At 43.3% G+C, this 12,559-nt stretch carries 13 protein-coding genes; 3 read left to right on the forward strand and 10 right to left on the reverse strand.

Annotation, left to right across the window (positions count from 1 at the left end; all coding sequences use genetic code 11):
- Positions 1-24: 24 nt before the first annotated feature.
- The 4 genes from MJX74_RS18945 to MJX74_RS18960 all read right to left on the reverse strand — a co-directional run bounded on the left by MJX74_RS18945 (position 25) and on the right by MJX74_RS18960 (position 3,107).
- Positions 25-561: a hypothetical protein gene (locus tag MJX74_RS18945; RefSeq protein ID WP_240224572.1), complete on the reverse strand. Its 537-nt coding sequence runs from the start codon at positions 559-561 to the stop codon at positions 25-27.
- Between the two features lie 9 nt (positions 562-570).
- On the reverse strand, positions 571-1,047 hold the full coding sequence (locus MJX74_RS18950) for a metal-dependent hydrolase (RefSeq protein ID WP_240224745.1): 477 nt from the start codon (positions 1,045-1,047) through the stop codon (positions 571-573).
- A gap of 5 nt (positions 1,048-1,052) precedes the next feature.
- Complete coding sequence (locus MJX74_RS18955; RefSeq protein WP_240224573.1) at positions 1,053-1,814, reverse strand: hypothetical protein; 762 nt, start codon at positions 1,812-1,814, stop codon at positions 1,053-1,055.
- Between the two features lie 81 nt (positions 1,815-1,895).
- Positions 1,896-3,107, reverse strand: a complete 1,212-nt coding sequence (locus tag MJX74_RS18960; RefSeq protein ID WP_240224574.1) for a PD-(D/E)XK nuclease-like domain-containing protein — start codon at positions 3,105-3,107, stop codon at positions 1,896-1,898.
- A 191-nt stretch (positions 3,108-3,298) separates the two neighbouring features.
- Between MJX74_RS18960 and MJX74_RS18965 the strand changes: the two genes are divergently transcribed.
- The 3 genes from MJX74_RS18965 to MJX74_RS18975 are packed head-to-tail and all read left to right on the forward strand — an operon-like array spanning position 3,299 to position 6,176.
- The gene (locus MJX74_RS18965) at positions 3,299-4,120 is read left to right on the forward strand and encodes a recombinase RecT (RefSeq protein ID WP_240224575.1); all 822 of its coding nucleotides are present in this window, start codon (positions 3,299-3,301) and stop codon (positions 4,118-4,120) included.
- Between the two features lie 59 nt (positions 4,121-4,179).
- The gene (locus MJX74_RS18970) at positions 4,180-5,106 is read left to right on the forward strand and encodes a hypothetical protein (protein ID WP_240224576.1); all 927 of its coding nucleotides are present in this window, start codon (positions 4,180-4,182) and stop codon (positions 5,104-5,106) included.
- Positions 5,103-6,176, forward strand: coding sequence for a hypothetical protein (locus MJX74_RS18975; protein WP_240224577.1), 1,074 nt, complete (start codon positions 5,103-5,105; stop codon positions 6,174-6,176). The genes MJX74_RS18970 and MJX74_RS18975 overlap by 4 nt, the downstream gene beginning before the upstream one ends.
- Here MJX74_RS18975 and MJX74_RS18980 read toward each other — a convergent pair.
- The 6 genes from MJX74_RS18980 to MJX74_RS19005 are packed head-to-tail and all read right to left on the reverse strand — an operon-like array spanning position 6,173 to position 12,244.
- A complete protein-coding gene (locus MJX74_RS18980) occupies positions 6,173-6,709 on the reverse strand; it encodes a hypothetical protein (protein WP_240224578.1) in 537 nt (178 codons plus the stop codon). The two genes, MJX74_RS18975 and MJX74_RS18980, sit on opposite strands and share 4 nt — an antisense overlap.
- The gene (locus tag MJX74_RS18985; RefSeq protein WP_240224579.1) at positions 6,700-7,461 is read right to left on the reverse strand and encodes a hypothetical protein; all 762 of its coding nucleotides are present in this window, start codon (positions 7,459-7,461) and stop codon (positions 6,700-6,702) included. The genes MJX74_RS18980 and MJX74_RS18985 overlap by 10 nt, the downstream gene beginning before the upstream one ends.
- A 1-nt stretch (position 7,462) precedes the next feature.
- On the reverse strand, positions 7,463-10,042 hold the full coding sequence (locus MJX74_RS18990) for a TraC family protein (RefSeq protein WP_240224580.1): 2,580 nt from the start codon (positions 10,040-10,042) through the stop codon (positions 7,463-7,465).
- Complete coding sequence (traV, locus tag MJX74_RS18995; protein ID WP_240224581.1) at positions 10,042-10,698, reverse strand: type IV conjugative transfer system lipoprotein TraV; 657 nt, start codon at positions 10,696-10,698, stop codon at positions 10,042-10,044. The genes MJX74_RS18990 and traV overlap by 1 nt, the downstream gene beginning before the upstream one ends.
- Before the next feature lie 11 nt (positions 10,699-10,709).
- Positions 10,710-11,501, reverse strand: coding sequence for a thioredoxin domain-containing protein (locus MJX74_RS19000; protein ID WP_240224582.1), 792 nt, complete (start codon positions 11,499-11,501; stop codon positions 10,710-10,712).
- A complete protein-coding gene (locus tag MJX74_RS19005) occupies positions 11,498-12,244 on the reverse strand; it encodes a disulfide isomerase DsbC N-terminal domain-containing protein (protein WP_240224583.1) in 747 nt (248 codons plus the stop codon). The genes MJX74_RS19000 and MJX74_RS19005 overlap by 4 nt, the downstream gene beginning before the upstream one ends.
- Positions 12,245-12,559 lie beyond the last annotated feature (315 nt).

Consider the following 12,559-nt stretch of genomic DNA (forward strand, 5'->3'; position numbering starts at 1 on the left):
CTAAAAAACTGCGCCGTAGCGCAGTTAGTTGAACACAGTGATATCTTTGAATACACGTTCCGCTGCTTGGGTGAATGCCAGGAGCTCCCAAAGCAAGTTCTCTACTGATCGCCCCCCTTTGAGTATAACTTCACGCCGGCAAACCAAATGCTTCTCCGATTGCGAAAGCCCGATACCGGGGTATTTAATATTAAGCATATTTATGGCTTTGGGGTCATTAAACTGAATTGACGCAAAGTGAACTTCGATAATCAAGTTATCTGAAGGGTATGATTCGCTCCAGCCCAAGTCATTGCTTAAGACTTTAAATATCCCAAATGGCATTGCCATGGTGACGCTTGCTTTGTCATTTGCCTCGGTTAATACCAACTCTCCAGCAACAGCAGGCTTAAGAACGCTGATCATCTCCTTCGGCGAGAGAAAATCGACCGTCTGGTGAAGGTGCATTTCCTCTTCTGTATCAACGAAACCATCATGTTCTGCCTTTTCGTCAACACCACTTCGCCTTTGCATGACGGTACTTAAAAGCGCTTCAATTTCGTCACATGGATTATTTACCACGGGTGCCCCTTAATAAAATTCAATAAAAGCGATTGCAGCTACCAGGCTAAATGCAACCATTAAGTATTCCGACGCACCATTTGTCTTGCCAACCAAAAGAAACCGGTACCGTCTTGTATAGGGATAAAGTAAAGGTATACCACTATCTGTTAGATAATCGCCCACCAGGTGCAGCAGATAACCAAGCGCCAACCAGGATATGTACGGGCTATCAAACTGGTAGGCGAGATAGCCAATAGCTGCAACCGCTATGAAGCTATGGGTAATCCCCCTGTGGCCAAACACCAACCTTATTGGGTAGGAAAGCCAAAGCACCCTTTTCCCTACTGTTGAATCCGGGTGATCAATGTCGGGTAAGCAGGCACCAACCATTACCGTCAAAAATGCCATGAATATGTTGGCATCAACATTCCATTGTCGATCCGTTACAAAGTGCACGTAACAAACGAAACCGGCAGCGGCCACCACAAGGTGGCTCGTTATCATCACAGTTAGTTACCTTTTAGCAGTGTTTGAACCGGATGCTCAAATTTAATGCTTTTATCAGGCTCAGCTTTAGCTTTGTTTGCTTCGTTAATGATGTCAGCACGGTTGCGTAGTGCTTCTTGCTCACGATTGAACACGGCTTGCTCTGCAGCTTCTTTTTCAGCACGACGCTCTTTTAGACGGCGCTCTAAATCATCAAACTGAGTTTGCACTGTTTTATCGAAGGATTTTTCCCGCTCAGAAATCAATACACGGTTAAACTCATCGTATGGCAGCTTCAACAGTACATAGGCTTCATAAACGCCATTGACAGGGATCAGCTTTTGTTCAACCACTGTGTAGCCCACTACAGGCACACTATCCACGATTTTATCTACCAGGAACGTTGTCTGGGTTTGAACGTTACCTTCATTGCCACCACGCTCAAATGCCCGCTCTGAACCTGACAACTCTTGACGGTACATTTTGGCTAAATCAAATTCCGCCTGTAACCGAGCGGCCTTTTTGCCATGGCCAATGTTCTTTGACTGGGCATAACCAACACCATAAAAACCTGTTGAGTCTGCACCCGGAGGCGATAAATACCAATCAGGGGTAACATCCAGCGTTTCTTCCAGCTTCTCCTGCTGCTCAGCAATACGCTGCTCGCGCATTTCTTTGTTGGCCTTTTCAAGCTCCAATAAGCGATTTGCCATTTCCGTATCTGGTGAAGATGAACAACCGGCAACAGTAGTTGCAACTAACACAGCAATAATTAATTTTTTCATGACTTTTTCCTTTTTTACCTGTTTTAATTCTATCAGTATACTTTCCCGCGGCTTATTAATAAGGTCGGCAATATTCACCTCTTAATCCAGCACCATTACGCAGTCCTCCTTGCTCCAGCCCCACCATTTTCCAGTTTGGGTGCATTCAACGTAGTTCTTAAATGAATTATCAAGTCTTTGTCTTGCCTTAACTATTCTGTGAAGCCCCAACTCATAAGGCTGGCAAATATCCGCATTTACATATTCCACAGCAATCATCGAAAACCGTTTGATAGTGATGCCAACAAGCTCGGCAACATAGCTGTAGAACGCCAGCTGAATATCATAATTAAGCTTGCTAATTTGCCGTTTAAAATCCTCCGGCCGTGATGACAGCGTGGTTTTTACATCAGCTGCTTCATCATCGAAACGCAACCAGTCGAACTTCACTTTTAACCAGAGTTTGGTTAAAGGACAAAGCGCTAATATTGCCACCTCTGGTTCACCATTTTGGATGATCGCGTTGGCCTGACTGTGTGAACGAACTGATGCCTGAACGCGATGAGCGTCATCCCACACAACACCATCAATCGGTAATTTGCCACCATAGGCAGTCGCTTGCTCACCATTTACCGTCAAAGTTTCAGCTGCCCCGTGTTTATCACGGTTTTGCTGTTGGACTAACTCAAACACTTCAGCAAGTGGATTAGCTGCCATCAAGCGACGAGCCTTTTCCAGCTTTGATTCACTTTTTGGCTGGCCAGCTGCTTCAAGGGCAGCATCGATATCTTTTAGTGTTTTAAGCGTCGTGGTATCAGTTGCAGGCGCATATCGTAGTAGCCTTGCAATTTTGTCATCTTTACTCTCTGAGGCACTTAAACCAGCAGCCACCAGAGCCTTTTCAATATCGGCCACGGTATCCATTGCATCAGGGCAATCAGCAGGCACTAAATCACGAAAGTAACGGTCGTAGAAACCTTCTGCTTCTAAGCAAAGTTCATGGCCATACGTACCAGCATCAAACGTATGCTTCATTTGCGTAGTGCGCTTACGGTTTACTGACGATAAGTATTCACGTGCATACAGCGCCGGTGAGTCACAGAACTTTTTAAGGCCGCTAGAACTAAGCGCCGGTAAACTGTGATACAGATCGTTTGGCATGCCTAAATATATGCCCTCAATCAATTCACCGTTAGCATCTCTAAACGATTCCGAGCCATCATCATTAAATGCAGGAACAGCCCTTTCTTTCCAGTTAGACAAGCCAAATGCCTTCTCAAACTCTGGTGAACAGTACGCTTCTAATGCTGACATGATAACTTTCCGCAATTCGCTAATGTGACCATTATCCAGTGTAGGGAAATTCACGCAGCAAAACGGAAACCAATTGTTTATGCTGGGGAAATTGCAATCTACCCTATCCCCTACCCTGCCCAATTCGATTTGTTGCCTGCTTTCGTACTGGAGGTATTGTTGGTTGTATTAATCAAGACGAGGATTACCACATGGCATCACGCGAAGAGCTTATTGCGCTGTATAAAGACGCAGAATTTAAAGCTAATTTTATAAATAACTATCTGGCAGCTAAATGTTCAGCAAATGCTAAATGGACCCTGGAGCGGGCAAGCGCCGAATTTACTCACGCATTTAACCTTATCGCGTCACACACCGGTGATGAATATCGGCCCGGGGTATCCGTTTGCAACATCAAACAAATCCGCAGGGCGTTACTCACTATTAGTGAAATCGGATTGTCATTAAATCCGAGGGAAAAGGAGGTTTATATCAGCACCCACGTTGAACAGACCGGCTTGCCAGTGTTAAAGACAACCATCGGTTACAAAGGCATGCAGAAACTTGTCATGAACACAGGCTCCTTTCAGTACTTCACTGTTGAGTTGGTGTACGAGGAAGATACCTTTACATGGCTGGGTGGCCAGGATAAACCTGTTTTTGTGTCATCATGCCGACCGTCAGCTGACTCCAAGCTGGTTTGCGGCATTGTCGTCTTTACCTATAAAAACGGCACCTATCTGTCATACAAGATGGACGCAGAAGAAATCCTTGAAATTGAGCGTGCTGATCTGCAGCGGTGTCTTGAGGTGTTTGGCAGCTCAGGGGCTTCATTGTACTCAGGGCCATGGCGCAACCGGATGATGGAAATTGCTGTTTGGCGTAATGCCTATAATGGACTTAAACACATTCTTATGGCAGATGGCCTGTCACCTTCACTGAACATGTCAGAGGATGGCTCACTTATTATTGATGACACTCCGCATGATGCATTCTTAGATAAATTCAAAGAGGAACTGTTCCAGCAGGCCTGATTAGGTTTGCTGCGTCGGGTCTTCTTTATAGGACACTAAGATAAATATTTGGAGGTATCATGAGATCTTTAGTACTTGAGCTGGTTTCAATTTACGGCGTTCAGCACAATGCGCAAATCACGAACTGGGTTAATGAACAAATGTTTCGCGAAACGTCGGTCAATGGCGTTTCTATCAGCCTGGTTGATGTTGACGAGGACAGGGTTATTGGCTCAGTTAAAAAAGTAATTGCAGAGCTATCTTTAACACTCAACCAATTAGTCAATGGCACCTGGCTTGTTGCTTCGCTTGGAACGCTGCAGCAGTCTTTTGATGCAACGATCGAGCTGCGCCCATACATTTTCAAAGAGCTACTTCTAAAGTCTCTTAAAATAGCGTCTGAGGGCTTTATTCGTGATGGTGACGTGCATGAGCGCTATTTGGAAGACAGTCACATTCTTCACATCGCTTCGAAGTCTGCAAAGTCAGCCCCCATTTTGTATGCCTATTTAAATGGGACAATTGCTCAATCTGGCGCCAAACCTTTTGAATTCTCATGCTCTATGTCAGATCAGGAGCTTAATGGTGTTATAACGTCATATATCGATTCTAAATTTAACGGCGTAAATCCATTTAGCGATGAGCAATGGCGAGACATTTTCCTTGCTTCAGTATACCGGCGCATTTATGACAAAGGTGTCTTTACTGTTATTTCTCGTGACATGTCATCTGAGGATGTTGCTATTTACGGAAAATTAGCCGGATATGGCCACGAACGCTTCGCTACAGTGAAATCTGACGATGATGTGATTTACTGCAGCTATGGTCGCAAAATCGGCAAAAAAATGGTGCGTTACAATGCTCTGGAAGTTAAATCGGAATGCGGAACAAAACCTCAACCAACATTAAAACTCGTTGTTAATAAGCCAGCAAAGGTCATACCGGTTTGCGATATTTCACCGGCAATTGGCCAACCGGACGTACAAAATGAATGGGGTGAATTTTGAGTTTGAAATTAGGTAAAAATCAGGGTGGTGTTCAGGCTAAGTTAAATCGCTACTTGATGCCTAACATCGTTTACCTGATTGAAATTGAGAAGCGTTTATCAAAGCACATCGTTGCGCGCTACGCGGTTCACCAAAAGCCTGATGATGTATTCACTGTAAGCGAAACGTCTTACAACAAATCATTTGCGATAAACGAAACCGTCTTTAAAGAGTTGAAGAGCTTTCCTCACCAACTCGGCGCCAGACAATATATCGAACAGCTTGTGACTCAAGCTGAAATGGACGGGTATGAGTATCGCGATGAATTTGAGCAACCATTGTTTGACGTCACCACTCTTCCGTTGCTTTCAAAGCAAGCTGAGGTCCTGGTCGCGGCCGACTTCTTCCGCGAACACCACCTTCAGGCTGCTGAATACACAGTTCAGGGAGTTAAAGGCGGGGTCCTATCCTATTTATTCATTGATCCTCAGGGTGTTATTACTTTTAGAACAGGAAGCGCCCCAGGTGCAGTAATGGCGACTTTAACTGAAGGCGACATGTACAATTACTTTAAGGCATTCTTCGCATTACCAGGCTTTCGGGGAGCCATTTTTGAGGTAATTTACAACTCAACGGAATTTGCGATCACGGATTGTGTGTATTTGTGCAATAAATGGATTAATCACATGTCTATCACTGAGCGATTTAACGCCCTAAGTAACGCAGTGAACTATGTGGGATTAGACATCTCGATTTTAGCAAAACCACAATCCATCTCTGCACGTGATTGGCTTATGGTCAATAACCGCGGTGTTTATAAAGGCATGTTAGTAAAACAGGTGGCAGCTTCCACGGCTATTGTATTAGATGGCTTTGGTTTTGCACCGGCATCAAGCTATTTATTAACTCAAACACCGGCTGCGAAAATTACTATCTCTGCAGTAATGGGAGAGTTAAGCAGCTTGCTCTGTGCCAATACACTTAAGCCACTTTGCAATGTTCACTTCCCGAAGCAACTTGCTAAAAAGTATGTTGAATTTACTATGGCGGGTTTTGTAGGTGGCGAAAAGCGTACTCCGATATTTATCTAATGAGTGGCAACATCCTCTTTCCCAACCTGGGTAATTTTGCCACTTAACGCTTCCATGCAAAATCGTTGATTAATAAACAACGTTTGCAAACGCGTGATCAAGTTTTTAATTGTTAACCCACCAGTCATGTTCAGTAACTCTGAAATTACCAGGTATTTATTAGTAGACCCCATTACTGATTTAACGCAAAATTTAATGTCAGTGTTTTCTACGTTTAACTTGTTAAGCCATTCATAACAAATATTGTCTGCTTTTGTTATTAATGCCGTAAGGAGAAATTTATCTGAACCGCAATCACCATCCCATCCAGGCTCAATGGAGCTAAGGCGAATTTTTGCATTTCCATTATTTGAAATAATGAAAAAGTTCTCTTTGCCGGCTTTTCGTAACGTGATCTCATAGCCGATTGAGGTAGCAATTAATGTTAATAGCTCTCTAAACTCTTCAACGCACATGAATTCTATCGTGTCAGTAACCTTGAAATCACCAAACGTCAGCTGAGAATAATCATAATGTTGAATATTTACTGCCATTTCGGTAAAACCTCATTTCGTAAAAATGGATGGCCTTCAATATCAACAACCTTTTTGTTATTGAGCATTAGATCCCATGCTGCCTTTGCAACCAATGAAGGTACATGAGTGTTTCGCGCATTATCCATTTGCTCAACCAGAGTTACCATCCCGTGATGGACATTGTTAACAAACAAAATAATTGAGGATACTTGTGCACCAGGATTACGAATACTGCTTATAGCTAGTTGAGTGCACGGAATTTGTAAACTGCACGCAGCAATGATTTTTGCAAAAACACTAACGCTGTAAAATATAGACAAACTCATTGTCAGCTCAACATCTTCCTGGGACAAACCCAACTCTTTTGACATTAAGTAACTGGCCGTTACGATGGATAATAAAGCCTCGGTATTGCTTTGATATTCCCGAAGCCAGTTTGCCGAAACATGAGTTCTCAACATCTGAAGTTTATACAGTATTATCGCTGAGCGAACTCCCCTAACGCCTATCCTATTTAAGGCATCCTTAACGGTCAGCTCACGCTTTCTACCAAGCCCGACACGCAAGGTACAATTCGCTAAATTGATTATTTCCATTGTAACCCCGACCTCAGAAATAACTTTATTTCTTAACTCGACCAAAGTCGCTTCGGGGTTATTTGCCAGTATTGTTAGCTCGTTTAGTGTCGCTGAATTGCTGATAGATAGCAGACGATTAATTGAAACTAATCGCCTGATCTCCAGAAGTAACTGTGTTGTAAGGTCGCTCAAATTAACCAGCCTTCCTCTGCGCCGCCTCTACCTCATCCCTGTACATGGCTTCTGTTGCTTCAACTAAAGTCATACCTTTGTCCATGTAAGATTTCCGAATGGCCTTCTCATCAGGATTGGTTGTTAGTATTAACTGTAACTTCCGGTCTGTATAGAGCCTGCAAACCTGCTTTTGCCCCTCATACCTAACAAAAACTTCAGAAAATGCCTCTTCAGTAATACCGGGATTCGGTTTAACGGTTCTCAATGATCGGATCAGGCTAAAGTCAGACTTGCTACCTGCATACATCTTTTCACTTTCAAGGCGGTCAACCGCCTCAAGGTTCTGCTTCATCAATAACAGCCAAGCAGAGTTATTGATAATTGCCCTACCCGCTGCAGATCCATAGCCATCCATTACAGACTGAGTTACAAGCGCGCCAGAGCCATTCGTCTTACGTAGCCTGCGCCAAGCTGTTTCAAGGAATTCAGCAAAGAACTGCATCATTGATGCTTTATTACCATCTTCTTTCAGGTACTCCCAGCCTTCGTCGATAATCAACATTTTTCGGCGGTCGCTGCCGGTCAGGTACATAGCATGCTGAATCGCCACCATCACCGACATCAGAACAACCACCTGTAGGTGGATGTCAGATTTTAGTTCTTCCAATTCACAGACTATTAGCCTTGAATTGTAATCTACGGGCGGGTACTTGTTACCAAAATAATCACCATAGATACCGCCATCACAGAATGGACGTAGTTGCTTACCTATCCGCTTCATTTCATCATCTGGATGTTGTAAACACTCATTTGCGACATCCGTTATCGTCGCCTCATTACCCTTCTGACGCCAAACGGTTGTCAAAACAGCCAATATTTCAGCGTTTTGTAAATCTGAAATATTACCGCTTGGAGATGCCATCGTTTTAATGATTGCACGCAACATGTTTGCTTGACCCTCTTTCCCATCAAATTCTGTAATTGATGGGAATGGGTTCATTGAATACTTAAAGTCCTTACCAAACACAAGGAACTTAGAATGCTCGTATTGCGCCGCTAAACCCTCGTATGAGCGTCCTACATCGATAATAAATACCTGCGCACCATCATTCGGGTTGTGTTCTATTTTATAAGGGTTTGGATGCTTAGATATTCCTGAGCCGAGCATCGAGTTGACCAGATAGCCTGTAAAAAATGACTTACCGGAGCCCGATGTTGCAGCACAATATATATTGTAGTTTGTTGGCGAGTTAAAAAAGTCAATATTAACCACCTGACCAAACCGCGAAGACAACATAAATGCAGGGTACGCAGTATTGCCAGTCCATGATGCCATGTGAGGGGTCAGAAATACAGCCGCTTTTGATGTGCCCTTATTAAACCGCTTCGAATACTCAACATAGACATCATCCAAGCCAAAAGGTAGCGCACCAAGCACGAATGGCAGCGTAAAGTGGCTATCATGTACCAGCTTTACGTTTAGCCTTGAGTAATAGCCTTTGATGATTTCACCAAAGTCCTGAGCTTTCTTTTCAGTTTCACTGAAAATTACGACCTGCATAGAGTATGAGATTAGTTTTGACGCTTCCTGATCTAACTCACGGTTAATCATATCGTAATCACGCTTTTGAAAACGTAACTTATCCAGGTATTGAATTATTGCGCCACGAGCTTGGTTAGTTATAAACGCCCTGCTCTTATTTAGCGCTTTTTTTTCAGCGATCTGGTCTGGGTAGACGATATTAAGCGTCAGCATAAATGGCTCATAAAGCCCGGTATGGCCAAGCTCCCAATCACCTACAAGGTTTAACATCTGCCCGTAAATCAGGTGCTCTGGCATGTCAGTAATCGACATAGCCTTAATGAATTGGCATTCTTCGTCATTGCCATCTTTTATTGATAGACCGTTCGATTTAACTTGAACTCGCTTACCCGGGTTTAACAGTAAATCCCTGATGGGCATAGAACGCTGTTCTTTATCTTCATGATGCGCCTTGTTACGCCACCCGTCTTTATCGTACATGTTCAATAGCACGTTAAGTCTGCGCTTGTAATCAAACTCGTTTGCCCTGCTTGGCCCAAAAGCCGTGAGCATACTCATTACCTGTCGGATAAGTTCATTAAAGGAATCGCATTCCTTTTCAGTTGGGACAGCTGATTTGATTGGAACCTTTACAGTGAACCAGAACTCCATATTTCGGAACCGGAAACCTGATTCATTAATGGGCTCACGCGTCCCTTTTCGGTAAAAGTCATGGATTGTTTTAGCTAATGCTTCGCATTGTTCCTGGTCAGAATTAAGCATTCGGCCGCCACGGATGGCGTTGTATCCAAAAAGCGAGTTTTCGATATCAGGTGTTGAAACAAGTGAGGCTTGAATTGATGTACCAGTTGGGAAGTCCAGTTTATAAAGGTTAGATAGTGAATTTCGAATTTCATCATTACTTCCGGCTGATGGCGAACAGATCAGCATGCAGCCGATTGATGGCCCATCGCATATGAATAACTTATCTTCTTCACTGTACTCAATAACCGGCATCAGTTCTGAGAATCCGGTTGATTGGAGCATTTGCCTTAACTTGGAGCGATAAATACCCATTACTGGCCTCCGGTAATTGCTTCAAGTGGTGAAACGCCTTTTGTTCTCTGAACCTGTTTTTTCATCTCTTCTTGCGTTATATTTCTCACTTCAAGAGGAACGACACGGGTCGGCCGCATATTTGCTGCTTCGCCAACACTAAATGTTTGTTCATTAACTTGCACATATACATATCCAGGCATATTTAGCCGACCCTTTTCATCTGTATATGATGCGATGAGAATTCGCATTACCTTCGCGGGATTAATGATGGCCAGAGGCTCTGGCGCAAGTGGTTCACCGTTACCAGGAAATGCATCAAACGAATCCCTTGAAGCATGCTGCACTTCATCGTGCTGTATTACAGTCGCCGGCTGGTAACCAGAACTTGAGTGCTGAGAATGTTGGCGTGCTTCATATACCACTACGCCATCATTAGTTTTACTACTACCTTTTGCATTACTGGTACCAGATTTTACCTTTTCACTTTCACTTGATTGCTCAGATGATAAATCGTTAAGGTTTTCCCGGTTGTTTGTCAGCTCATAGATTTCTCTTACACCTGCGCAAACACCACCCTTTTTTTTATTCGGACAAGTAAACTCTTCTTTTCCGATCGGAGTCATACATGCAGATAGCAGCAAAGATGCAGCAATAACAAATAGAATCTTTTTCATCAATCTCACCATTATGGTTGCGCAAACCATTCTTCAAATTTTTCAGGGAAGCCCGCGCTCTTTAGTCCGTCTTCACGGATTAAATGAGGTAATGAGCGGATTTGTAGAAGATCGGTCAGCATCATACCCATCACTAACGGATCTTCTTTACAACCTTCCACTACATCGGAGAGGCTTTCACTTGTCCCATAAACCAAATCGTTTAATGCTCCCCCTTTATCGGTTGCGCACCAAAGTCGGCGGCTTCTATCGATGGCACTGTCACCACCAATTAATGGCATGAGAACTACAGTCCAATTAGATGTGTCAGCTTTCTCTTTGATTTTTTGCAATGCTGTAAGTGTTATTGCAGATGTCGGATCAACAAAGATTACACCTTGTCGTTTTACATTGGGATTACCCAATGTAAAACTCGCTAACTGTTCTTCAGGGTTAAAGCCAATATTACTTAACGGCAGCCTTTCGGTAGAGCGAGCATCTTCAAGGTTATTAATGGTTTTGCGATGCCAGACATCTTTAATCACGCCCTCAATTACAAAGCGGCCATCACTAGAAACCAGATAGGAACCTTGTTGCGCTTCGACAAAAAACAACTTTGTTATAGGCATTTCTTGTATGCCTTTTATTTGCCCTTTTGCAGATAAGCTTGTTTTAATTTCCTCGCCATATGCTTTTTTGTCCGGCGCTGCCAATTCGCTTAATTTGCTTAGCACATCAACAGGCTCACTTGATGCAGCAGTTGAGGTTGTAGCACACATCAACATCGATAACGCCACGGCTATTACCCGAATGTCGTTTGTCATTGTGTAATACCTTCAAGGTTAGTTTTCAATACAGATGCTGGTGCATACCCTGCCTTAACAAGATTTCCCTTCATAGAAAATATTGCCGGCGTACCAGCCACTCCTAACATCTCACCTAGGCTAAAATGCTCTGCTATTTTTGTATCACATTTCTTAGCTGGAATTTCAGCGCCACGAGATACCATATTTAATGCCATCTGCTGACTATCAGCACACCAAATTGATGTCATCTCGGACACTGTTGGAGATGGTTGACCGTTTTGAGGGTTTTCAAGTCCCATTCGCGGGAAACCTGCATAATGCACTGTGATACCGGCCGCGTTATAGGTTGATATTTCGTGGTGAAGTTTCTGGCAGTACCCACAAGAAGTATCGTAAAACACGATTACTTCATGCTTTGGATTGGGTGCAGGAAATGTTATGAATGAGCTTTTAAGTTCAGAAATCTTTTCTTCTGCAATTTTCAGCTTTCGCGCTTCAGTATTATTTTTAAGTCCTGGCGCCAGATCGTGAAGGGCGCCCGATATTACGTGCTCGCCGTCCTTAGTAGTATAAAAGATACCTTTGTTCGTAATTACCTGATACAGACCTTTAGATGGTGAGTCTTCAACCGAAATCACTTCAAATGGAGTCAGCTCCTGAAATTTCTTACTGATCTGCGATTTGTTAAGTTCATCTGCACTTACATGGCTTGTAACGGCTAAGGCTAATAAACTTACTGCTGTAGTTTTGATTGACTTCATGACTTTCTCCGAGATTTTGATGCTCAGCATTATTCATCCTGAATGCTTTTCAGTGGACGATTAAGGGGCCGTTTATTGGGCCCTTAACAAATTAACCACTGCCTTTCTTTAACAAAGCAAGCTGTCCCACATGGGACAGTTAAAACCCCTATGTTGAGGTCGGGTCTATACTGTCCCATGTGGGACAGCTAAATTCCAAAATCACTGAGGCAATAAATTCTGTTCCAAGTGAAAATCATAATGCCAAATCTGCAGGGTAGGGGAGGTAGACTGTCCCATGTGGGACACTTGAATTGTGTTAATACTAAACACCGA

Origin of the sequence: Rheinheimera hassiensis (genome assembly GCF_022436675.1) — a bacterium.
In the GTDB taxonomy this organism is placed as follows: Bacteria; Pseudomonadota; Gammaproteobacteria; order Enterobacterales; family Alteromonadaceae; genus Alishewanella; species Alishewanella hassiensis.

What these genes read in the sequence shown, in the direction of transcription:
- MJX74_RS18950 (WP_240224745.1), bottom strand. Translation starts at nt 1,047, where the DNA reads ATGATAACGAGCCACCTTGTGGTGGCCGCTGCCGGTTTCGTTTGTTAC.
- MJX74_RS18955 (WP_240224573.1), bottom strand. Translation starts at nt 1,814, where the DNA reads ATGAAAAAATTAATTATTGCTGTGTTAGTTGCAACTACTGTTGCCGGT.
- MJX74_RS18960 (WP_240224574.1), bottom strand. Translation starts at nt 3,107, where the DNA reads ATGTCAGCATTAGAAGCGTACTGTTCACCAGAGTTTGAGAAGGCATTT.
- MJX74_RS18965 (WP_240224575.1), top strand. Translation starts at nt 3,299, where the DNA reads ATGGCATCACGCGAAGAGCTTATTGCGCTGTATAAAGACGCAGAATTT.
- MJX74_RS18970 (WP_240224576.1), top strand. Translation starts at nt 4,180, where the DNA reads ATGAGATCTTTAGTACTTGAGCTGGTTTCAATTTACGGCGTTCAGCAC.
- MJX74_RS18980 (WP_240224578.1), bottom strand. Translation starts at nt 6,709, where the DNA reads ATGGCAGTAAATATTCAACATTATGATTATTCTCAGCTGACGTTTGGT.
- MJX74_RS18990 (WP_240224580.1), bottom strand. Translation starts at nt 10,042, where the DNA reads ATGGGTATTTATCGCTCCAAGTTAAGGCAAATGCTCCAATCAACCGGA.
- traV (WP_240224581.1), bottom strand. Translation starts at nt 10,698, where the DNA reads ATGAAAAAGATTCTATTTGTTATTGCTGCATCTTTGCTGCTATCTGCA.
- MJX74_RS19000 (WP_240224582.1), bottom strand. Translation starts at nt 11,501, where the DNA reads ATGACAAACGACATTCGGGTAATAGCCGTGGCGTTATCGATGTTGATG.
- MJX74_RS19005 (WP_240224583.1), bottom strand. Translation starts at nt 12,244, where the DNA reads ATGAAGTCAATCAAAACTACAGCAGTAAGTTTATTAGCCTTAGCCGTT.